Raw genomic sequence first — 21,746 nt, 5'->3', positions numbered from 1 at the left:
GCGTACAGCCAACCCGCGACGGCTAGGCTGGAGCACCGAACAGTCTCTTCGTCCAAGGAGTCCCATGTCTCGTCCCGCCGAGGCCGTGCAGCGCGTCATCAAGGCATATGACGTGCGTGGACTGGTCGGCGACGAGATCGACGAGCCGTTCGTCGCCGACGTCGGCGCCGCGTTCGCGCGGCTGGTCCGCGACAGCGCAGACCAGCCCGCCACCCAGGTCGTCATCGGCCACGACATGCGCGCCAGCTCGCCGGCATTGGCGAAGGCGTTCGCCGAAGGTGTGTTGGCCCAGGGCCTCGACGTCGTCCACATCGGCCTCGCCTCGACCGACCAGCTGTACTTCGCGTCGGGTTTGCTCGATTGTCCGGGCGCGATGTTCACCGCCAGCCACAACCCGGCCGCCTACAACGGCATCAAGCTGTGCCGCGCCGGCGCCAAGCCGGTCGGTAAGGACACCGGGTTGTCGGTGATCAGCGACGAGGTGATCGCCGGGATTCCCGGCTACGACGGCCCGCGCGGATCGGTGTCCGAACGCGACGTCCTCGCCGACTACGGCGACTTCCTGCGTTCCCTGGTCGACATCGGCGGCGCACGCCCGCTGCGCGTCGCCGTCGATGCCGGCAACGGGATGGCCGGACACACTGCCCCCGCGGTACTGGGACCGATCAAATCGGTCACGGTGGAGCCGTTGTACTTCGAGCTCGACGGCGATTTCCCGAACCACGAAGCCAACCCGCTGGACCCGGCCAATCTGGTGGACCTGCAGAAGTACGTCGTCGAGGTCGGCGCCGACATCGGGCTCGCGTTCGACGGCGACGCCGACCGCTGCTTCGTCGTCGACGAACGCGGCCAAGCCGTCTCACCGTCGGCGGTCACCGCGCTGGTCGCCGCCCGCGAGCTGGGCCGCGAGATCGGCGCGACGATCATCTACAACCTGATCACCTCGCGCGCGGTGCCCGAACTGGTCACCGAACGCGGCGGCACCCCGGTGCGCTCGCGCGTCGGCCACTCCTATATCAAGGCCCTGATGGCCGAGACCGGCGCGATCTTCGGCGGGGAGCACTCCGCGCACTACTATTTCCGCGACTTCTGGGGCGCCGACTCGGGCATGCTCGCTGCGCTGCACGTGCTGGCCGCCCTCGGCGAACAGGATCGGCCGCTGTCGGAGATGATGGCCGACTACCAGCGCTACGAGGCCTCCGGCGAGATCAACTACACCGTCACCGACGCGCCCGCGATCGTGGACTCGGTGCTGCAGGCCTTCGGCGGCCGCGTGCAGGCGATCGACCACCTCGACGGGGTGACCGTCGACCTCGGCGACGGTCGGTGGTTCAACCTGCGGATGTCGAACACCGAACCACTGCTGCGGCTCAACGTGGAGGCCCGCGACGCCGCGGAGGTCGAGGAGCTTGTCGACGAGATCGGTGGGTACATCACCTCAGGTGCAAGGGAATCGACGTGAGCACCAGCCCTCTGTCGGCGGCTGAGGTCGACCTCGACGACACCGACGGCCTGCTGGCCGCCGACCGCCACGGGCTGCTCCGGGCGGCGTCGATGGCGGGTGCGCAGGTCCGCGCCACCGCGGCCGCGCTCGACGAGGGTGACCTCGACGGTCTGCGGTCCGACGCGCCGCCGCGCACCGTCGTGTGGGTGGCAGGCCCCGGCACCGCCGAGGCCGCGGGCTCGATACTGGCCGCGGTGCTCGCCGGCTCGGTCGGTGCGCCGATCGTCGTCGCCGCCGAAGCGCCGCCGTGGATCGGCGCACTCGACGTGCTCGTCGTCGCCGGCGACGACCCCGCTCAGCCGGCGTTGGTCAGCGCCGCCGCGACCGCGGTGCGCCGCGGTGCCCGGGTCGTGGTCGTCGCCCCGTACGAAGGACCGCTGCGCGACGCGACGGCCGGACGATCGGTGGCGGTGCCTCCGCGGCTGCCCGTTCCCGACGACTTCACGTTGGCGCGCTACCTCGCCGCCGGCCTGGCCGTGCTGGACGCAATCCTGCCCGGGTTCTCCGTGGACCTGGCCGCACTGGCCGACGCCCTGGATGCCGAGGCGATCCGAAACAGTGCCGCCCGTGAGCTTTTCACCAACCCGGCCAAGGCGCTGGCCGACCGCATGCGCGACCGCGAGGTGGTGTTCGCCGGCGACTCCGCAGCCACCGTCGCGTTGGCCCGACACGTGTGCACCGTGTCGCTGCGCATCGCCCACCGCGTGATGGCCGCCGCCGGGCTCGCCGACGCACTGGCGGCGATCGCCACCGGCTGGGGGCGTGACGCCGCCGCCGGGGAGGCCTCGATCTTTCACGACGAAGAAATCGACGGGCCGCTGCCGCGGCGGACCCGCACCTTCGTGCTGACCACCGACGCCGAACGGCCCGCCGTATCAGCGCGATTGAGGGGTTTCGACGACGTGCACGTCGTCAACGCCGACGACGTCCCGGACGTCGCGGTGCCAGGGGGGAACAGCGAGCCGGGCTCAGCCACGACGCTCGGAGCCACGCGTCCCGAACAACAATTGGCGCTGTTGGCGGTCCGCCTCGAGATGGCGGCGGTCTACCAGCGGCTGGTTCGAGGTTGAAACGAGTGCATCTGCTCAGAGGTGCGGTGCGGACCTATGCATGGGGTTCGCGGACCGCGATCGCCGAGTTCGTCGGAGCACCAAGTCCCACTGCCCATCCCGAGGCCGAGCTGTGGTTCGGCGCCCACCCGGGCGACCCGGCCTGGCTGCAGACCGACGACGGGGAACGTTCGCTGCTCGACGCGCTGCGCGAGGACCCCGAAGGGGAACTCGGCGCCGCGGTGCGTGCCCGGTTCGGCGACACGCTGCCGTTCCTGGTCAAGGTTCTCGCCGCCGACGAGCCGCTGTCGCTGCAGGCGCACCCGAGCACCGAGCAGGCGATCGAGGGATTCGCCCGCGAGGACCGGCTGGGCATCCCGGTCAACGCCCCGGATCGCAACTACCGCGACCGCAGCCACAAACCCGAAATCATCGTCGCGCTCAGCCAATTCGAGGCGCTGGCGGGTTTCCGTCCCGCCGCCCGTTCGGTCGAGTTGATGCAGGCGCTCGGGGTCACCGACCTCGACCCGTACATCAACCTGCTGCTGGGTCAACGCGACGAGGACGGACTGCGTGCGCTCTTCACGACGTGGATCACCTGCCCGCAGCCCGATCTCGACGTGCTGGTGCCCGCCGTGCTCGACGGCGCGATCGACTACGTCCGGTCCGGCGAGCGGGAATTCGCCCGCGAAGCCAAGACCGTGCTCGAGCTGGGGGAGCGCTATCCCGGAGACGCGGGAGTGCTGGCCTCGCTGCTGCTCAACAGGCTGTCGCTGGCGCCGGGCGAGGCGTTGTACCTGCCTGCCGGCAACCTGCACGCCTACCTGCACGGCGTCGGGGTCGAGGTGATGGCCAACTCCGACAACGTGCTTCGCGGCGGACTGACCCCCAAGCACGTCGACGTCCCCGAACTGCTGCGCGTGCTGGACTTCACCCCGGCCGAGGATGTGCTGGTGACCCCGGAGACGATCCGCGACGGCGCTGAGATCGTCTACCCCACACCGGCACCCGAGTTCGCGGTGTCGGTGGTCAACATCGACGGCGACGCCGTCGGCCACGAGATCGACGCGCCGATCCGCCACGACGGGCCGCAGGTGCTGTTGTGCACCGAGGGTGCGGTGACGGTGCACGCCAAGGCGTCGGCGGTCGACCTGGCCCGAGGTGCGGCGGCGTGGGTTTCGGCGGACGACGGCCCGATCAGGCTCAGCGCGCAGGAACCGACACGACTGTTCCGGGTGACCGTCGGGCTGTAGCCCGCAGAGTCAGGCCGACGGCGTCAGGCGGGGAGCACCCTGGGGCGTACGAGCAGCCCAGACTCGCGCCGATCACGATCGCGTCCTTTCGGCCCATTGAGTCCCGCGGGAGTGGGTACATTCCGCTCAGCCGATACGAAAAGAGGACGGTTGATGGCATACGAACCCGACCCCCAACCGGCGGGCAGGCTGCGGCTCAAGTCGGTGGAACAGTCGATTGCCGACACCGATGAGCCGGACACCAAACTCCGCAAAGACCTGAACTGGTGGGACCTGACCGTCTTCGGCGTGTCGGTGGTGATCGGCGCGGGCATCTTCACCATCACCGCGTCGACCGCGGCGAACCTGACCGGGCCCGCGATCTCGGTGTCGTTCATCATCGCCGCGATCGCGTGCGGGCTGGCCGCGCTGTGCTACGCCGAGTTCGCGTCGACGGTGCCGGTCGCCGGCAGCGCGTACACCTTCTCCTATGCGACGTTCGGCGAGTTCGTCGCGTGGATCATCGGGTGGGATCTGATCCTCGAGTTCGCCGTCGCCGCAGCGGTTGTCGCGAAGGGCTGGTCAAGCTATCTCGGCACCGTCTTCGGGTTTGCCGGCGGCACCGCGGAAGTGGCCGGGCTGCAACTGGATTGGGGCGCGCTGATCATCATCGCGTTCGTCACCCTGATCCTGGCATTGGGGACCAAGCTGTCGGCGGGCGTCAGCCTCGTCATCACCGCACTCAAGGTCGCGGTGGTGCTGCTGGTGGTGATCGTCGGCGCGTTCTACGTCAAGGTCGCGAACTTCTCGCCGTTCGTGCCGGCACCCGAGCCGGGCCACGGCGGGACGGGCAGTGAGCAGTCGCTGTTCTCGCTGATCACCGGCGCCGAGGGGAGCAGCTACGGCTGGTACGGCCTGCTCGCCGGTGCGTCCATCGTGTTCTTCGCGTTCATCGGCTTCGACATCGTCGCCACCACCGCCGAGGAGACCAAGAACCCGCAGCGCAACGTGCCGCGCGGCATCCTGGCGTCGCTCGCGATCGTCACCGTGCTCTACGTGGCGGTGTCGGTGGTGCTGACCGGGATGGTCAGCTACACCGAACTGCGCGAGGCCGAGACGCAGAACCTGGCGACCGCGTTCTCGCTGAACGGCGTGGACTGGGCCGCCAAGGTCATCTCCATCGGCGCGCTGGCCGGCCTGACCACAGTGGTGATCGTGCTGGTGCTGGGACAGACGCGCGTGCTGTTCGCGATGTCGCGGGACGGGCTGCTGCCCACGCAGCTGGCCAAGACCGGCTCGCGCGGCACGCCCGTGCGCATCACGTTGATCGTCGGCGCCGTCGTCGCGGTGACGGCCACGGTGTTCCCGATCGACAAGCTCGAAGAGATGGTCAACATCGGCACGCTGTTCGCGTTCGTGCTGGTGTCGGCCGGTGTGATCGTGCTGCGCCGGTCCCGTCCCGACCTGGACCGCGGCTTCCGGACGCCCTGGGTTCCGGTGCTGCCGATCCTGTCGATCATCGCGTGCGTGTGGCTGATGCTGAACCTGACCGGGCTGACATGGATTCGGTTCGGGCTGTGGATGCTGCTCGGCGTGGTCGTGTACTTCCTCTACGGCCGCCGGCACTCGCTGGTCGGTAAGCGCCTGGTCAAGTAGGTCGGTTCGCCCGGCGAGCGCGCGTTTCTGTACGCCGACCCGCCGTAATCCGTGACGCACACGTCGCGCTCGCCCGTCGCGAGCGCGACGTTTGTGCTGTCTTGCAGCGGCCGCGCGCAGCCCGACCTCTTTACAAAATAAAGCTCTATGTCTAGACACCCGACAAAATGCGCTCTATAGTCAACTTCGATCGGTGATGGCACTCACAGAGGAGGCACTGAGGTGACCACCCAGGAAATGACCGAGCCCAGAAACGTCGAGCAGTGGCGCGACAAGAAGCGCTACCTGTGGCTGATGGGGCTCATCGCTCCGACGGCGTTGTTCGTCGTGCTGCCGGTGGTGTGGGCGTTGAACGCAATCGGCTGGCACGCCGCGGCGCAGGTGCCGCTGTGGATCGGACCGATCCTGCTGTACATCCTGCTGCCGATCCTCGACCGGTTCTTCGGCCCCGACGGACAGAACCCGCCCGACGAGGTGATGGAGCGACTGGAGAACGACAAGTACTACCGCTACTGCACCTACGCCTACATCCCGTTCCAGTACGCCAGCGTCATCGTCGGCGCGTACCTGTTCACCGCGTCGGACCTGAGCTGGCTCGGCTTCGACGGCGCGCTGCCGTGGCCGGCCAAGATCGGCCTGGCGTTGTCGGTCGGGCTGCTCGGGGGCGTGGGGATCAACACCGCGCACGAAATGGGGCACAAGAAAGAGTCTTTGGAGCGCTGGCTGGCGAAAATCACGCTGGCGCAGACTCTTTACGGGCACTTCTACATCGAGCACAACCGCGGCCACCACGTGCGCGTCGCGACGCCCGAGGATCCTGCGTCGGCCCGCTTCGGTGAGACGTTCTGGGAGTTCCTGCCGCGCAGTGTGTTCGGCAGCCTCAAGTCCGCGTGGGAGTTGGAGGCCAAACGACTGGAGCGCGCCGGCAAGAGCACGTGGCACTGGTCCAACGACGTGCTCAACGCATGGGCGATGTCGCTGGTGTTCTACGGCGTGCTGATCGCGGTCTTCGGCTGGGCGCTGATCCCGTACATCCTGATCTCGGCGGTCTTCGGCTTCACGCTGCTCGAAACGGTGAACTACCTGGAGCATTACGGGTTGCTGCGACAGAAACTCGACAGCGGCCGCTACGAGCGCTGCGCACCGGTGCACAGCTGGAACTCCGACCACATCGTCACCAACCTGTTCCTGTACCACCTGCAGCGGCACAGCGACCATCACGCCAACCCGACCCGCCGCTACCAGACGCTGCGCAGCATGGAGGGGGCGCCGAACCTGCCGAGCGGATACGCGTCGATGATCGCGCTGACGTACCTCCCGCCGGTGTGGCGCAAGGTGATGGACCACCGCGTCCTGGACCACTACGACGGCGACCTCACCCGGGTGAACATCCACCCCCGCGTCCGTGACAAGGTGCTCGCCCGCCACGGAGGGCAGGCATGACCGCGTACCGCTGCCCCGGCTGCGATTACGTCTACGACGAAGCCAAAGGCGAACCGCGGGAAGGGTTTCCGGCCGGGACGCTATGGAGCGAGGTGCCCGAGGACTGGTGCTGCCCGGACTGCGCGGTGCGCGAGAAGATCGACTTCGAGAAGCAGGAGTGAGCAATGACCGATGAGCGCTCGCGCGAAGAGCAATCAACCGACTACAAGCTGTATGTGTGCGTGCAGTGCGGCTTCGAGTACGACGAGGCCAAGGGCTGGCCCGAGGACGGCATCGCCCCGGGCACCCGCTGGGACGACATCCCCGACGACTGGAGCTGCCCGGACTGCGGCGCGGCGAAGTCGGACTTCGACATGGTCGAGGTGTCGCGGCCGTGAATGCGCAGTCGGTGGCGGCGAGCGTGCGTGACGCGCCGCGACACGCTGAGCAGGAGCGTGCAGACACGCGCGCTCGCGGTGCGAGTCCCGGACCGATGCGCGCAACCGTTATTGTCGCGCCTGTGGGTGGGGTCAGCGACAAGCGCATCAGTTACGCCGAGGCGTCGCGGGTGCTGCTGCGCGACTCGATCCTCGACGGCATGCGCGAGATGCTGCTGGCCCGCGACTGGTCCCAGATCACGCTGTCCGACGTCGCGAAGGCCGCCGGCATCAGCCGCCAGACCATCTACAACGAGTTCGGCTCCCGCCAGGGCCTGGCCCAGGGCTACGCGATGCGCCTGGCCGACCGGCTCGTCGACCAGATCCACTCCGCGATCAACGGAAACATCGGCGACGTGTACGCCGCGTTCCTGCAGGGTTTCCGCGACTTCTTCGTCGAATCGGCCGCCGACCCGCTGGTGATCTCGCTGCTGACCGGCACCTCCAAACCGGATCTGCTGCAGCTGATCACCACCGACAGCGCGCCGATCATCAACCACTGCTCGATCCGGCTCACCGAGTCGTTCATGAGCAGCTGGGTGCGGTGCAGCGAAGAGGACGCCGGAGTGCTGGCCCGCGCGATCGTGCGGCTGGCGATGAGCTACATCTCGATGCCGCCGGAAGCCAACTCCGGCACATCGTCCGCCCGCGGACACGACGTGGCCCGCGACCTGGCCCGGCTGATGACCCCGTTCGCCGAACGCTACGGCGTCGTCGAGGACTGATTCGAGGACTGATTCGGCGGCTGGCCCGGCGCAGAAAAGCCAGGTGACAGGACGGCCATGCCCGGCGCGCGGACCCGAGGCGCTACGGTGTCATAGACGCCCCTGGCCGGCAGAGCGCTTCAACCGCCTGTCCCGCGAGCCCGCAGGCCTGGGTGTCCGCGCAGGCGTTGTCGTCTACACGCGTGCGCTCTCACAGGTAACTGACGAACCTTAAGGGGCTCTACTACATGACTGCTCTGACCGCCGATGTCCGCAACGGCATCGATTACAAGGTCGCCGATCTCTCGCTGGCCGAGTTCGGCCGCAAGGAGATCCGCCTGGCCGAACACGAGATGCCGGGCCTGATGGAACTCCGTCGTGAGTACCACGACGTCCAGCCGCTCAAGGGCGCGCGCATCTCCGGCTCGCTGCACATGACCGTGCAGACCGCTGTGCTGATCGAGACGCTGACCGCGCTCGGCGCGGAGGTCCGCTGGGCCTCCTGCAACATCTTCTCCACCCAGGACCACGCGGCCGCGGCCGTCGTCGTCGGCCCCAACGGCACCCCGGAGGAGCCCAAGGGCACCCCGGTCTTCGCCTGGAAGGGCGAGTCCCTGGAGGAATACTGGTGGGCCGCCGAGCAGATGCTCACCTGGCCCGGTGAACCGGCCAACATGATCCTCGACGACGGTGGCGACGCCACCATGCTGGTGCTGCGCGGAGCGCAGTACGAGAAGGCCGGCGTGGTGCCGCCCGCCGAGGACGACGACCCGGCCGAATGGAAGGTCTTCCTGGCGCTGGTCCGTGAGGGGTTTGAGAAGGACAAAACCAAGTGGACCAAGATCGCCGAGTCGGTCAAGGGTGTCACCGAGGAGACCACCACCGGCGTGCTGCGCCTGTACCAGTTCGCCGCCGCCGGTGAGCTCGCCTTCCCGGCGATCAACGTCAACGACTCGGTCACCAAGAGCAAGTTCGACAACAAGTACGGCACCCGGCACTCGCTGATCGACGGCATCAACCGCGGTACCGACGCCCTCATCGGCGGCAAGAAGGTGCTGATCTGTGGCTACGGCGACGTCGGCAAGGGCTGCGCCGAGTCGATGGCCGGCCAGGGTGCCCGCGTCCAGGTCACCGAGATCGATCCGATCAACGCGCTGCAGGCGCTGATGGACGGCTACGACGTGGTCACCGTCGAGCAGGCGATCGGCGACGCCGACATCGTGATCACCTCGACCGGCAACAAGGACATCATCACCCTCGAGCACATGAAGGCGATGAAGGATCACTCCATCCTGGGCAACATCGGCCACTTCGACAACGAGATCGACATCGCCGCCCTGGAGCGCTCGGGCGCGACCCGCATCAACATCAAGCCGCAGGTCGACGAGTGGACCTTCGGGGACACCGGCAAGTCCATCATCCTGCTGTCCGAGGGCCGCCTGCTCAACCTGGGCAACGCCACCGGCCACCCGTCGTTCGTGATGAGCAACAGCTTCTCCAACCAGGTCATCGCGCAGATCGAGCTGTGGACCAAGAACGACGAGTACGACAACGAGGTCTACCGCCTGGCCAAGCACCTCGACGAGAAGGTCGCCAAGATCCACGTCGAGGCACTCGGCGGCACGCTGACCCGGCTCACCAAGGAGCAGGCCGAGTACATCGGCGTCGACGTCGAAGGCCCGTACAAGCCGGAGCACTACCGCTACTGACGTGGCACACCGTTTCACAGCAGTACTTTTCGGACTCGTGCTGGCCCTGACGTCATGTCAGGGCCAGCCGGCCTCCGAGGAGGCCGCCACCGATACGAGCGTCACCGCGACCCGGCCCGCGCCGGAGATCCGGCACGACACCGAGGAACTCGCCGCGACGTTCCCGGCGCTCGGCGCCCCGGTGTCGGCGTCGTGGATCGCGTGGGACAACAGCGGCGGGAGCGAGTCGACGCGACTGTCGCTGCAATGGATCGACGCCGTCGTCGAGGTCACCCCGGAGACGATGGCGGGCCTCGTCGACCGGTACGGCGCCGAGGACTTCGGGCACCGACCCGCCGTGCAGAAGGTTCTCGAGCCCGAACTGCCGCCCGGGCCGTTCCTGACCGGGGTGGAACTGAACATGTACTTCGGCGGCCCGCGCCGCAGCACCCGGGCGTTCCTGGACCCGGCGGCCGACACCGTCGTGCTGCAGTCCAGCGTCGCGGGCCGCGCCCCGTGAGCTGACGCGCGTCCCCGCCGAAACCTGTTGGTGCTCAACGGACGACTGATCGGGCGCGCGAAGCGCCGAGCGGCGTGACCTACCGCGTCGAATTCGCGCGGACGTTAGGCTCGCGCAGTGCTCATCGTGATCGAAGGCGTCGACGGCGCGGGCAAACGGACCCTGACCAACGGACTGCGGGCCGCATTCGAAGCCGGCGGCCGATCCGTGGCGACCCTGGCGTTCCCGCGCTACGGGGTGTCGGTGCCCGCCGACGTCGCCGCCGAGGCCCTGCACGGCCGTCACGGTGACCTCGCGGACTCGGTGTACGCGATGGCGATGCTCTTCGCGATGGACCGCGCCGGCGCGCGCGACGAGATCGCCCACCTCACCTCCGCCTACTCGGTGGTGATCCTGGACCGCTACGTCGCGTCCAACGCCGCCTACAGCGCGGCCCGCCTTCATCAGGGCGCCGACGGTGAGGTCGTCGAGTGGGTGCGCGACCTCGAGTTCGGCCGGCTGCGGTTGCCGACGCCGACGTGGCAAGTACTGCTCGACGTTCCGACCGAACTCGCCGCAGCGCGGGCGGCCAGCCGCGAAGCCGAGGAGGCCGACCGGGCGCGTGATGCGTACGAACGCGACGGCGGGCTGCAACGCCGCACCGGAGCCGTCTACGCCGAGCTGGCGGCCGCGCAATGGGGTGGTCGGTGGGCGGTGGTTCCGCCCGACGTCGACGCCACTGACCTCGCCGCCCGGCTGATTTCGGGTTGACCTCCGGTTACCGGGCGCTTTGTCGCGCCAGTGGATAAGATCGTGTCCCGGGGGATAACGCTTCGGTAACGAAACCAGGGGGACCGTTGCTCATCGAATCGCAAATCCACACCACTGCTCTGCCCACGCTGGACCAGCTGCTGGCCTGTGTCGAGTCGGCCGTCCAGCGGTACGACCGGGGGCGCTACAGCGAGGCCACGGTGCTGGCCGGACACCTGCGCGCGGTGTTGTTCCGCCGCGACGGCTCCGATGCGCTCTACGGCCACCGGGACACGCTGACCTGGGTCGACACCGCCGGAGTCATCAACCCGAAGACGACGAGCGCGGCCGCCGCGCTGACGCTGATGCGGATCCGCAGCAGGCGCGGAGGCTGCGGCGAGTTCGTCCCGAAGCTCGCGATGTACCCGCCGGCGCCGATCCGCACCCGCGACGGCGAGCAGATCCTCAGCGGCGCACGCATCCCGTTCGAGCACTGGTGGACCAACCCGGTGATCCAGGACGCCGACGGGATGCAGTTCTCCCGCAAGCAGCTCGTGCTCGCGCTGGCGCCCGGTGACGACCGCGAGGCCCGGGCGGCGCGGCGCGCGCTGTCGCGCAGCAAGACGCTTCGTGCGGTGCTGGGCGACCTGCCCGTCCACCGGTTGTGCGAGAGCCCGGTGACCGCCAGCATCCGCCAAATCGGCTACGAGGTGCTGCAATCGCTGGCCGAACAACGGCATCTGCTCGAAGCCGCCGCCTGAGCATCTCGCTTAAACCACGCTCAACTCGCAAAACACCCCGCGTGGTAGCCGCGGTTTATCGCCTTCTGGTGACACCATGGACACCATGAGGCAAAGGATCCTGGTAGTCGACGACGACCCTTCGCTCGCCGAGATGCTCACCATCGTGCTGCGGGGGGAGGGTTTCGACACCGCGGTCATCGGTGACGGCACCCAGGCGTTGACCGCCGTCCGTGAATTGCGACCCGACCTGGTGCTGCTGGATCTCATGCTGCCGGGCATGAATGGCATCGACGTGTGCCGGGTGCTGCGGGCCGACTCCGGTGTGCCGATCGTGATGCTGACCGCCAAGACCGACACCGTGGACGTGGTGCTCGGCCTGGAGTCCGGCGCCGACGACTATGTGATGAAGCCGTTCAAGCCCAAGGAGCTGGTCGCGCGCGTGCGCGCCCGGCTGCGGCGCAACGAGGACGAGCCGGCCGAGCTGCTGTCCATCGCCGACGTCGACATCGACGTGCCCGCCCACAAGGTCACGCGCCAGGGTGAGCAGATCTCGCTGACCCCGCTGGAGTTCGACCTGCTGGTGGCGCTGGCACGCAAACCACGCCAGGTGTTTACTCGTGATGTGCTGCTCGAACAGGTGTGGGGTTACCGCCACCCCGCGGACACCCGTTTGGTGAACGTGCATGTCCAGCGCCTGCGGGCCAAGGTCGAGAAGGACCCGGAGAACCCGCAGGTGGTGCTGACCGTTCGAGGAGTGGGATACAAGGCCGGACCTCCGTGATCGGACGGCTCGTCTTAAGGCTGCAGCCGTGAGGCAGCCGTGATCTTCGGCTCGCGCCGACGGATCCACCGCCGGTCGGCCCCGTTGCTGCGCGGCCTCGCCGCGCTGGGCCGCGCGCTCAGCCTGGTGTGGCGGCGGTCCCTGCAACTGCGCGTCGTCACCTTGACGCTCGGGTTGTCGCTGGCCGTCATCCTGGTGCTCGGCTTCGTGCTGACCAGCCAGATCACCGACCGGATCCTCGAGGTCAAGGTCGGCGCCGCGACCGAGGAGATCGAGCGCGCCCGCACCACCGTCAGCGGCATCGTCGGCGGTGAGGAGACCCGCTCGCTCGACAGCAGCCTGCAGTTGGCCCGCAACACCCTGATCGACCGCAAGGCCGACGCCGGCGCGGGTCTGGCGGGCACCTTCGACGCCGTCCTCGTCGTGCCCGGGGACGGCCCGCGCGCCGCGACCGCCGCCGGCCCGGTCGACCAGATCCCGGCCACACTGCGCGATTTCGTGAAGGCGGGCCAGGTCAGCTACCAGTACGCGACGGTGCACACCGACGGGTTCTCCGGGCCCGCGCTGATCGTCGGCAGCCCGACGTCCTCACCGGTGACCAACCTCGAGCTCTACCTGATCTTCCCGCTGAACAACGAGGACTCCACCATCGCGCTGGTGCGCGGAACCATGGCCACCGGCGGCGTCGTGCTGCTCGGCCTGCTGGCCGCGATCGCGCTGCTGGTGGCGCGCCAGATCGTGCTGCCGGTGCGGTCGGCGTCACGGATCGCCGAACGGTTCGCCGAAGGACATCTGACCGAGCGCATGCCGGTGCGCGGCGAGGACGACATGGCGCGCCTGGCGGTGTCGTTCAACGACATGGCCGAGAGCCTGCACCGCCAGATCACCCAGCTCGAAGAGTTCGGAAACCTGCAGCGCCGGTTCACCTCCGACGTCAGCCACGAGCTGCGCACCCCGCTGACCACGGTGCGGATGGCCGCCGACCTGATCCACGACCACGCCGAGGACCTGGACCCGGCGCTGCGCCGCTCCACCGAGCTGATGGTCAGCGAACTCGACCGGTTCGAATCCCTGCTCAACGACCTCCTGGAGATCTCCCGCCACGACGCCGGTGTCGCCGAACTCGCGGTCGAGGCCGTCGACCTGCGGTCCATCGTGCAGCGCGCCCTCGACAACGTCGGGCACCTGGCCGAGGGCGCCAGCGTCGAGATGATCGTCGACATGCCGGCCGAGGACGTCATCGCCGAAGTGGATCCCCGCCGCGTGGAACGCATCCTGCGCAACCTGATCGCCAACGCGATCGACCACGCCGAGCACAAGCCGGTGCGCATCCGGATGGCCGCCGACGCCGACACCGTCGCGGTCACCGTGCGCGACTACGGCGTCGGCCTGCGTCCCGGCGAGGAGAAGCTGGTGTTCAGCCGGTTCTGGCGCGCCGATCCGTCCCGGGTGCGCCGGTCCGGCGGCACCGGCCTGGGCCTGGCGATCAGCATCGAGGACGCCCGCCTGCACCAGGGCCGGCTCGAAGCCTGGGGCGAACCCGGCAAGGGCGCCTGTTTCCGGCTCACCCTCCCGCTGGTGCGCGGCCACAAGGTCACCAGCAGTCCGCTTCCGGTCAAACCGATCGAGCGCCCCGCGGGCGCACCGAACCGGCGGGTCCGGGAACCGGCAGGAGAAGGCGTGTGACACGTACGCGCCTCGTGGCGCTGGTGGCGGCGCTGCTGCTGATCGTGACCGGCTGCGCCGGGGTGCCGAGTTCGTCGTCGCCGCAGGCGATCGGCACCGTCGACCGGCCCGCCCCGCCCAGCCTGCCCAAGCCGACCCCCGGCATGGACCCCGATGTGCTGTTGCGCGAATTCCTCAAGGCCACCGCTGATCCGGCCAACCGGCACCTGGCCGCGCGGCAGTTCCTCACCGAATCCGCCTCGGCGGCATGGGATGACGCGGGCAGCGCGCTGCTGATCGACAACGTGGTGTTCGTCGAGACCCGCACCCCCGAGCGTGTCACCGTCGCGATGCGCGCCGACATCCTCGGATCTCTTTCGGACATGGGTGTTTTCGAGACCGGTGCGGGCGCGCTGCCCGACCCCGGCCCGATCGAACTCGCCAAGACCCGCGACGGGTGGCGGATCGACAAGCTGCCCAACGGCGTCTTCCTGGACTGGCAGCAGTTCCAGGCCACCTACAAGCGGCACACGCTGTACTTCGCCGACCCCACCGGCAAGACCGTGGTACCGGACCCGCGCTACGTCGCGGTGTCCGAACCCGACCAGCTGGCAACCGAATTGGTGAGCAAGCTGATCGCGGGGCCGCGGCCGGAGATGGACAAGACGGTGCGTAACCTGCTCGGCCCGCCGCTGCGGCTGCGCGGCCCGGTGACCCGCGCCGACGGCGGCAAGACCGGTGTGGGGCGCGGCTACGGCGGCGCGCGGATCGACCTGGAGAACCTGTCGACCACCGACCCGCACAGCAGGCAGTTGCTTGCCGCACAGATCATCTGGACGCTGTCGCGGTCCGGGATCAACGGCCCGTACGTGATCAACGCCGACGGTGCCGCACTCGACGACCGGTTCGCCGAAGGCTGGGACACCGGCGACGTCGCGGCCACCGACCCCGGCGCGGCCGACGGCGCGGCCGCCGGGCTGCACGCGCTGGTCGGCGGCTCCCTGGTGCGCCTCGACGGTGACCGCGCGCCGCGCGTGCCCGGCTCGTTCGGGCAGATCCCCGGCCAGGTCGCCGCCGCACTGTCCCGCTCGGGCCAGGAGGTCGCCTCGATCGTGATGCTGCGGCCCGGCGCCCCCGATATGGCGTCGTCGCTGTGGGTCGGGCCGGTGGGCGGCAACGCCGCGCAGGTGATGGACGGCCGCAGCCTGACCCGGCCGAGCTGGTCGCTCGACGACGCGATCTGGGTCGTCGTCGACGGCAACACCGTGGTCCGCGTCATCCAGGACGCGTCCGGGCAGCCGGCGCGCATCCCCGTCGACGCGACCGCGGTGCAGACCCGCTTCGCCGGTGGCATCACCGAGCTGCAGCTGTCCCGCGACGGCACCCGCGCGGCGATGGTCGTCGACGGGAAGGTCATCCTCGCCGGGGTCCAGCAGACGCCCGGGGGAGGGTACGCGCTGACCTACCCGCGCCGGCTGGGCTACGGGCTCGGCGAGACCGTGGTGTCGTTGTCGTGGCGCACCGGCGACGACATCGTCGTAACCCGCACCGACCCCCAGCACCCGGTGTCCTACGTCAACCTCGACGGGGTGAACTCCGACGGCCCGAGCCGCAACCTGCTGATGCCGGTGCGGTCGGTGGCGGCCAACCCGTCGGCGGTCTACGTGTCCGACGGCCGCGGCGTGCTGCAGCTGTCCGGTTCGGCCGCCGAAGACCCGGGATGGGTCGAGGTGCGCCCGCTGATGACCGCGGGCGCGCTACCCGTGTTGCCGGGCTGACACAGGCCTGCCGCCGGAACAGCCCTCCGGCGGTCCAGCTCGACGGAAGGTGAGTCCATGGGCATCGAGGACCTGCGGGTTCCCCGCAAGACGGTGATCGCCGGCGCGGGAATCGGCCTGGCCGCCGCCGCGGTCGCGGCGTGCTCGAGCGGGTCGGAGTCCTCCCCGTCGCAGGCGCCGCCGTCAGGTGAGGCGCTGGCGCCGACGGCCGACGTGCCGGTCGGGTCCGGTGTGATAGTCGGCGACGTCGTGCTGACCCAGCCGGTGGCCGGTGACTTCAAGGCGTTCTCGGCGGTGTGCACCCACACCGGATGCCTGGTGAACAAGATCGCCGACGGGTCCATCGACTGCCCGTGCCACGGCAGCCGGTTCGGCCTCGACGGCGCGGTGCTCGACGGCCCGGCGTCGAAGCCGCTGAAGCCGGTCGCGGTGCGGGTGCAAGGGGATTCGATCGTCACGGCCTAGCGCCGCCGACTGGCCGCGAAATATCATTCCGGGCTGTGGTTCGAGGCCACGCCACAGCCCGGAATGATATTTCGCGAAGCCCCGGCCACCAGTGTCGGACCCGCGCCGGACACTGGCGTAATGCTCGACCTGATGCTGCCGCTGCACTGCGGGGGCTGCGACACCGCGGGCACCGCGTGGTGTGCGGCCTGCGACCGCGAGCTCGCGGTCAGACCCGACGAGCCGCACGTCGTCTCACCGCGGCTCGACCCCGGCGTGCCGGTGCTGTCGCTGGGCCGCTACGCCGGGGCGCGGCGCAACGCGATCGTCGCGCTCAAGGAGCACGGCCGCGCCGACCTGCGCACTCCGCTGGCCGCGGCGCTGCGCACCGGCCTCGACCACCTGCTCGGCTGGGGCGTCGTCGACGCGCCCGTCACCTTGGTGCCGGCGCCCACCCGCCGCTCGTCGGCCCGGCGCCGCGGCGGCGACCCGGTGGCCCGTATCGCGGCGCTGGCCGCGCGCGACGAGACCGTCGCCCCGGTGCTGCGCATGAGAGCGTTCACCAGGGACTCCGTCGGGCTGTCCAGCGCGGCACGGCAACGCAACGTGGCCGGCCGGGTGCGCCTGACTGCGCCGGTCGCCGGCCCGGTGATCATGGTCGACGACGTCGTGACCACGGGGGCCACCGCCACCGAGTCGGTCCGTGTCCTGCAAACCGGCGGCGCCGCTGTCCTCGCGGTCCTGACTTTGGCGAACGCGTGACCGCAGGACGGTCATTACCGGCAGATCATCTGCCGATGAAGATGTGAAAACAGGTCTGCCCAATTAGTGGCACGGAAGGTGAACAGCGACTACCGTCGGCACCAACCAACCGTGAACGGTCACGGACGGCGCTCGCAGATAAGAGCGCCGGTGTCGCGGCAGCGATGGGAGGTGATCTGTAGACACCTTGCACCGGCGAGCGGCGCGACCAGGTATGCCCCGTCGGCGCGATTTCTTCCCGGCCGGCACGCGGTGAGCGTGCGTATGCGAGAGAATCGAGTTGCCAAGTATGACAAGTCATTCCGTGAAAACCGACAGCGCGATGCTGATGGACGACGACAGTGCGGATGCACCATCGGGCATGCCGAACGCCGAGGTGGTGGTCAAGGGACGCAATGTCGAAGTGCCAGACCACTTCCGCACCTACGTCGCCGAGAAGCTCTCCCGCATCGAACGGTTCGACCGTTCGATCCAACTGTTCGACGTCGAACTCGATCACGAGAAGAACCGGCGCCAGCGCAAGAACTGCCAGCACGTCGAGATCACCGCGCGCGGCCGCGGACCCGTCGTGCGCGGCGAAGCCTGCGCCGACAGCTTCTACGCCGCCTTCGAAGCCGCGGTGAGCAAACTCGAAGCACGCCTGCGCAAGGCCAAGGACCGACGCAAGATCCACTACGGCGACAAGACGCCGATGGCCCTCCACGAGGCCACCACGCCCCAGCATCTCGAGGACGCGTTCGCCGCGGTGGCCGCCGACACGTCGGCGGACGCCCACGAGGCGGCCGTCGACGACCACGAGCCGGGACGGATCGTGCGCGTCAAGGAGCATCCCGCGACCCCGATGACCGTCGACGACGCGCTCTACGAGATGGAACTCGTCGGCCACGATTTCTTCCTGTTTCACGACAAGGAGAGCGATCGACCCTGCGTGGTGTACCGGCGCCATGCGTTCGACTACGGATTGATCAAACTCGCCTGACGGCCTGAACAGGCAGAAGTCCCCCGGAGACGCGCACTCCGGGGGATTTCTGTATTTGACGCGCCCCGGTACCGTCGCCTAACCAGGGAATTCGTTCCGTCGCCTACGATGGTCTCCGTCTGTCGCGATCCCGCATCCGACACGATCCGACGAGGAAAAAGGGTTACAGCGTGCTGTCGAAGTTGCTCCGTATCGGTGAAGGCCGCATGGTCAAGCGCCTCAAGGGGGTGGCTGACTATGTCAACACCCTGTCCGACGACATGGAGAAGCTCTCCGACGCCGAACTGCGGGCCAAGACCGACGAGTTCCGCCGCCGCCTCGAATCCGGCAAGGAAGACCTCGACGACCTGATGCCCGAGGCGTTCGCCGTGGCCCGCGAAGCGGCCTGGCGGGTGCTCGACCAGAAACACTTCGACGTACAGGTCATGGGCGGCGCGGCGCTGCACTTCGGCAACGTCGCGGAGATGAAGACCGGTGAGGGCAAGACCCTGACGTCGGTGCTGCCCGCCTACCTCAACGCGCTGGAGGGCAAGGGCGTCCACATCGTCACGGTCAACGAATACCTCGCCAAGCGCGACGCCGAGCAGATGGGCCGCGTGCACCGCTTCCTCGGCCTCGACGTCGACGTCATCCTCGGCACCCTGACCCCCGACCAGCGCCGCGCGGCCTACAACGCCGACATCACCTACGGCACCAACTGGGAACTCGGCTTCGACTACCTGCGTGACAACATGGCGCTTCGCCTCGAGGACTGTGTGCAGCGCGGCCACAACTTCGCCATCGTCGACGAGGTCGACTCCATCCTGATCGACGAGGCCCGTACCCCGCTGATCATCTCCGGCCCGGCCGACGGCGGGTCGAACTGGTACACCGAGTTCGCCCGGCTGGCCCCGATGATGGAGAAGGACGTCCACTACGAGGTCGACATCAAGAAGCGCGTCGTCGGCATCAACGAGATCGGCGTCGAATTCGTCGAGGACCAGCTCGGCATCGAGAACCTGTACGAAGCCGCGAACTCGCCGCTGATCAGCTACCTGAACAACGCGATCAAGGCCAAGGAGCTCTTCGAGCGCGACAAGCACTACATCGTCCGCAACGGCGAGGTGTACATCGTCGACGAGTTCACCGGCCGCATGCTGGTGGGCCGCCGCTACAACGAAGGTCTGCACCAGGCGATCGAGGCCAAAGAGCACGTCGAGATCAAGGCCGAGAACCAGACGGTCGCCCAGATCACGCTGCAGAACTACTTCCGCATGTACAACAAGCTCGCCGGAATGACCGGTACGGCCGAGACCGAGGCCGCCGAGCTGCACGAGATCTACAAGCTCGGCGTGGTCCCGATCCCGACGAACCGGCCGATGGTCCGCGTCGACCAGTCCGACCTGATCTACAAGACCGAAGAGGCCAAGTTCATCGCCGTCGTCGACGATGTCGCCGAGCGGTACGAGAAGGGCCAGCCGGTGCTGATCGGCACCACCAGCGTGGAGCGTTCCGAATTCCTGTCCCGGCAGTTCGAGAAGCGCCGCATCCCGCACAACGTGCTGAACGCCAAGTACCACGAGCAGGAGGCCGGCATCATCGCTGAGGCCGGCCGGCTCGGCGCGGTCACCGTGGCCACCAACATGGCGGGCCGCGGTACCGACATCGTGCTCGGCGGCAACGTCGACTTCCTGCTGGACCGCAAGCTGCGTCAGCGTGGCCTCGATCCGGTGGAGACGCCGGAGGAGTACGACCAGGCCTGGCACGAGGAGCTGCCCAACATCAAGGCGCAGGTGGCCGATGAGGCCAAGGATGTCATCGCCGTCGGCGGTCTGTACGTGCTCGGCACCGAGCGGCACGAGTCGCGCCGGATCGACAACCAGCTGCGTGGCCGCTCCGGCCGCCAGGGCGATCCCGGCGAGTCCCGGTTCTACCTGTCGCTGGCCGACGAGCTGATGCGCCGGTTCAACGGTGCGACCCTGGAGACGTTGCTGACGCGGCTGAACCTGCCCGACGACGTGCCGATCGAGGCCAAGATGGTGTCCCGGGCGATCAAGAGCGCCCAGACGCAGGTCGAGCAGCAGAACTTCGACATCCGAAAAGAAGTCCTCAAGTACGACGAGGTGATGAACCAGCAGCGCAAGGTCATCTACGCCGAGCGCCGCCGCATCCTCGAAGGCGAGAACCTGCGCGACCAGGCCGAGCAGATGCTCGTCGACGTGGTCACCGCCTACGTCGACGGCGCCACCGCCGAGGGCTACTCCGAGGACTGGGACCTGGAGAAGCTGTGGGAGGGCCTGCGCCAGCTCTACCCGGTCGGCATCGACCACAACGATCTCATCGACTCCGACGCCGTCGGGGAGCCGGGTGAGCTGGACCGCAAGGAACTGCTCGACGCACTGGTCGACGACGCCAAGCGGGCCTACGCCGAGCGGGAGCGCGAGATCGAGGAGATCGCCGGCGAGGGCGCAATGCGCCAGCTGGAGCGCAACGTGCTGCTCAACGTGCTCGACCGTAAGTGGCGCGAGCACCTCTACGAGATGGACTACCTGCGTGAGGGCATCGGGCTGCGCGGGCTGGCCCAGCAGCGCCCCGAGGTCGAGTACGCGCGCGAGGGCTACGACATGTTCATCGCAATGCTCGACGGCATGAAGGAGGAGTCCGTCGGGTTCCTGTTCAACGTGCAGGTCGAGCCGGTGCAGGCGCCGACGGTCGCCGCGCAGGCGGCCCCGACCGGCCTGGCCGAGTTCGCGGCCGCGGCCGCGCAACAGGGCGCCGTCGCCACCCAGGAACGCCCCGCCCCGGCGGTGCGCGCGAAGGGCATCGACGACCAGCAGCGGCCGCTGACCTACTCGGGCCCGTCGGAGGACGGTTCGGTGGAGGTCAAGCGCTCCGGAAACGCCCCGTCGACCGGAGGGACGCGCAAGGAGCGCCGCGAAGCGGCCCGGCAGGCTCAGAAGTCCGGCAAGCACGCCAAGCGCGGCTGACTCAGCCGATCTGCAGCGCGACCAGCCGCCAGCTCTCGCGGTGACGTTCGATCCGGCCGGCGACGGCGTGGACGCGTCCGCCGCGGGCGAACGTCGCGAACACCTCCGCGGCGTCGACCTCGGCGCCGCCGGTGTCGACGGGGCGCACCCGGACCCGGCGCAGCGTCGCGCTCCCGGTGCGCGGCGCCGACGCGCAGGCGATGACGCAGTCGATCAGGAACGGCGTCATCAGCGGCCGCAGCTGAGCGATCGGGCGGCGCCGGTCGATCACCTCGATCACACTGCGCAGCGCGGCGTCGGCGAACGCCACCGCTGCGCGCGGCGGTGGCGCCTCCCGCACCCGCGGCGTTCTCCTCGGGCGCGGCGTGCGTCGGTGCAGCGCGGTGGCCGACGGTGTCGGGCACGGGCTGGCCGAGATCGGTTGGGGGACCGGTTCGCAGTCGATGACCGGGGCGGTCACCCAACCCTGAGGAGACGGCGCGGACGACGCATCTGCGGGGTGGACCGGGGGGTGGGGTGATGACGGCATGCGTGTTCTCCAGCGTTCGACGGGCCGCTGCTGGAGAGTCGCAGCCCCACCATGATCCCACGGCGTTCGGCGCCCCTGACGCACCCGTTGGGCGGAAATACAGAATCTCCGGATAACGTGACAGCGTCTGACGTTTTCACCGACGATCGAAGGAGGCG

At 68.8% G+C, this 21,746-nt stretch carries 20 protein-coding genes; 19 read left to right on the top strand and 1 reads right to left on the bottom strand.

All coding sequences use genetic code 11. The annotated features are described in order from the left end of the window. Positions 1-64 precede the first annotated feature (64 nt). The 19 genes from BST38_RS09930 to secA all read left to right on the top strand — a co-directional run bounded on the left by BST38_RS09930 (position 65) and on the right by secA (position 21,059). A complete protein-coding gene (locus BST38_RS09930; RefSeq protein WP_083143114.1) occupies positions 65-1,462 on the top strand; it encodes a phosphomannomutase/phosphoglucomutase in 1,398 nt (465 codons plus the stop codon). Further along, a complete protein-coding gene (locus BST38_RS09925; protein WP_237160725.1) occupies positions 1,459-2,574 on the top strand; it encodes a TobH protein in 1,116 nt (371 codons plus the stop codon). Before BST38_RS09930 ends, BST38_RS09925 begins: the two co-directional genes overlap by 4 nt. 5 nt (positions 2,575-2,579) lie before the next feature. Continuing rightward, the gene (gene manA, locus BST38_RS09920; RefSeq protein WP_083143113.1) at positions 2,580-3,806 is read left to right on the top strand and encodes a mannose-6-phosphate isomerase, class I; all 1,227 of its coding nucleotides are present in this window, start codon (positions 2,580-2,582) and stop codon (positions 3,804-3,806) included. A gap of 153 nt (positions 3,807-3,959) precedes the next feature. Further along, complete coding sequence (locus BST38_RS09915) at positions 3,960-5,441, top strand: APC family permease (protein WP_083143112.1); 1,482 nt, start codon at positions 3,960-3,962, stop codon at positions 5,439-5,441. A 237-nt stretch (positions 5,442-5,678) separates the two neighbouring features. After that, positions 5,679-6,884 (top strand): alkane 1-monooxygenase, encoded by a 1,206-nt coding sequence (locus BST38_RS09910; protein ID WP_083143203.1) that lies wholly within the window; start codon positions 5,679-5,681, stop codon positions 6,882-6,884. Beyond that, the gene (locus tag BST38_RS09905) at positions 6,881-7,045 is read left to right on the top strand and encodes a rubredoxin (RefSeq protein WP_083143111.1); all 165 of its coding nucleotides are present in this window, start codon (positions 6,881-6,883) and stop codon (positions 7,043-7,045) included. The genes BST38_RS09910 and BST38_RS09905 overlap by 4 nt, the downstream gene beginning before the upstream one ends. A gap of 3 nt (positions 7,046-7,048) precedes the next feature. Then, complete coding sequence (locus tag BST38_RS09900) at positions 7,049-7,261, top strand: rubredoxin (protein ID WP_083143110.1); 213 nt, start codon at positions 7,049-7,051, stop codon at positions 7,259-7,261. A gap of 95 nt (positions 7,262-7,356) precedes the next feature. Beyond that, entirely contained in the window at positions 7,357-8,025 is a 669-nt protein-coding gene (gene alkX / locus BST38_RS09895; RefSeq protein ID WP_083143202.1) for a TetR family transcriptional regulator AlkX, read from the top strand. A gap of 227 nt (positions 8,026-8,252) precedes the next feature. Beyond that, entirely contained in the window at positions 8,253-9,713 is a 1,461-nt protein-coding gene (ahcY, locus tag BST38_RS09890) for an adenosylhomocysteinase (protein WP_083143109.1), read from the top strand. Between the two features lie 37 nt (positions 9,714-9,750). Next, the gene (locus BST38_RS09885) at positions 9,751-10,212 is read left to right on the top strand and encodes a hypothetical protein (protein WP_237160724.1); all 462 of its coding nucleotides are present in this window, start codon (positions 9,751-9,753) and stop codon (positions 10,210-10,212) included. A gap of 117 nt (positions 10,213-10,329) precedes the next feature. Further along, a complete protein-coding gene (locus BST38_RS09880; protein ID WP_083143107.1) occupies positions 10,330-10,962 on the top strand; it encodes a dTMP kinase in 633 nt (210 codons plus the stop codon). Between the two features lie 86 nt (positions 10,963-11,048). Beyond that, a complete protein-coding gene (locus tag BST38_RS09875; protein WP_083143106.1) occupies positions 11,049-11,702 on the top strand; it encodes a hypothetical protein in 654 nt (217 codons plus the stop codon). Positions 11,703-11,778: 76 nt separating this feature from the next. Beyond that, positions 11,779-12,465, top strand: a complete 687-nt coding sequence (mtrA, locus tag BST38_RS09870; RefSeq protein ID WP_024448556.1) for a two-component system response regulator MtrA — start codon at positions 11,779-11,781, stop codon at positions 12,463-12,465. A 39-nt stretch (positions 12,466-12,504) separates the two neighbouring features. Continuing rightward, positions 12,505-14,151 (top strand): MtrAB system histidine kinase MtrB, encoded by a 1,647-nt coding sequence (gene mtrB, locus BST38_RS09865; protein ID WP_083143105.1) that lies wholly within the window; start codon positions 12,505-12,507, stop codon positions 14,149-14,151. Beyond that, on the top strand, positions 14,148-15,908 hold the full coding sequence (gene lpqB / locus BST38_RS09860) for an MtrAB system accessory lipoprotein LpqB (RefSeq protein ID WP_083143104.1): 1,761 nt from the start codon (positions 14,148-14,150) through the stop codon (positions 15,906-15,908). Before mtrB ends, lpqB begins: the two co-directional genes overlap by 4 nt. Before the next feature lie 57 nt (positions 15,909-15,965). Then, complete coding sequence (locus BST38_RS09855; protein ID WP_083143103.1) at positions 15,966-16,373, top strand: QcrA and Rieske domain-containing protein; 408 nt, start codon at positions 15,966-15,968, stop codon at positions 16,371-16,373. 120 nt (positions 16,374-16,493) lie between these two features. Next, positions 16,494-17,114, top strand: a complete 621-nt coding sequence (locus BST38_RS09850; protein WP_083143102.1) for a ComF family protein — start codon at positions 16,494-16,496, stop codon at positions 17,112-17,114. A gap of 289 nt (positions 17,115-17,403) precedes the next feature. Beyond that, positions 17,404-18,093, top strand: coding sequence for a ribosome hibernation-promoting factor, HPF/YfiA family (gene hpf / locus BST38_RS09845; RefSeq protein WP_083143101.1), 690 nt, complete (start codon positions 17,404-17,406; stop codon positions 18,091-18,093). Between the two features lie 170 nt (positions 18,094-18,263). Beyond that, the gene (gene secA, locus BST38_RS09840) at positions 18,264-21,059 is read left to right on the top strand and encodes a preprotein translocase subunit SecA (RefSeq protein WP_083143100.1); all 2,796 of its coding nucleotides are present in this window, start codon (positions 18,264-18,266) and stop codon (positions 21,057-21,059) included. 1 nt (position 21,060) lies between these two features. Here secA and BST38_RS09835 read toward each other — a convergent pair whose 3' ends face one another. Then, positions 21,061-21,588, bottom strand: coding sequence for an Rv3235 family protein (locus BST38_RS09835; RefSeq protein WP_083143099.1), 528 nt, complete (start codon positions 21,586-21,588; stop codon positions 21,061-21,063). Between the last annotated feature and the right edge of the window lie 158 nt (positions 21,589-21,746).

The organism is Mycolicibacterium parafortuitum (assembly GCF_002086815.1).
GTDB classification, from domain to species: Bacteria; Actinomycetota; Actinomycetes; order Mycobacteriales; family Mycobacteriaceae; genus Mycobacterium; species Mycobacterium parafortuitum.
This window is presented reverse-complemented; position numbering and strand designations above follow the sequence as displayed.

What these genes read in the sequence shown, in the direction of transcription:
- BST38_RS09850 (WP_083143102.1), top strand. Translation starts at nt 16,494, where the DNA reads ATGCTCGACCTGATGCTGCCGCTGCACTGCGGGGGCTGCGACACCGCG.
- BST38_RS09835 (WP_083143099.1), bottom strand. Translation starts at nt 21,588, where the DNA reads ATGCCGTCATCACCCCACCCCCCGGTCCACCCCGCAGATGCGTCGTCC.
- BST38_RS09930 (WP_083143114.1), top strand. Translation starts at nt 65, where the DNA reads ATGTCTCGTCCCGCCGAGGCCGTGCAGCGCGTCATCAAGGCATATGAC.
- BST38_RS09905 (WP_083143111.1), top strand. Translation starts at nt 6,881, where the DNA reads ATGACCGCGTACCGCTGCCCCGGCTGCGATTACGTCTACGACGAAGCC.
- BST38_RS09900 (WP_083143110.1), top strand. Translation starts at nt 7,049, where the DNA reads ATGACCGATGAGCGCTCGCGCGAAGAGCAATCAACCGACTACAAGCTG.
- alkX (WP_083143202.1), top strand. Translation starts at nt 7,357, where the DNA reads ATGCGCGCAACCGTTATTGTCGCGCCTGTGGGTGGGGTCAGCGACAAG.
- hpf (WP_083143101.1), top strand. Translation starts at nt 17,404, where the DNA reads ATGACAAGTCATTCCGTGAAAACCGACAGCGCGATGCTGATGGACGAC.
- ahcY (WP_083143109.1), top strand. Translation starts at nt 8,253, where the DNA reads ATGACTGCTCTGACCGCCGATGTCCGCAACGGCATCGATTACAAGGTC.
- BST38_RS09855 (WP_083143103.1), top strand. Translation starts at nt 15,966, where the DNA reads ATGGGCATCGAGGACCTGCGGGTTCCCCGCAAGACGGTGATCGCCGGC.
- BST38_RS09910 (WP_083143203.1), top strand. Translation starts at nt 5,679, where the DNA reads ATGACCGAGCCCAGAAACGTCGAGCAGTGGCGCGACAAGAAGCGCTAC.
- mtrA (WP_024448556.1), top strand. Translation starts at nt 11,779, where the DNA reads ATGGACACCATGAGGCAAAGGATCCTGGTAGTCGACGACGACCCTTCG.
- BST38_RS09915 (WP_083143112.1), top strand. Translation starts at nt 3,960, where the DNA reads ATGGCATACGAACCCGACCCCCAACCGGCGGGCAGGCTGCGGCTCAAG.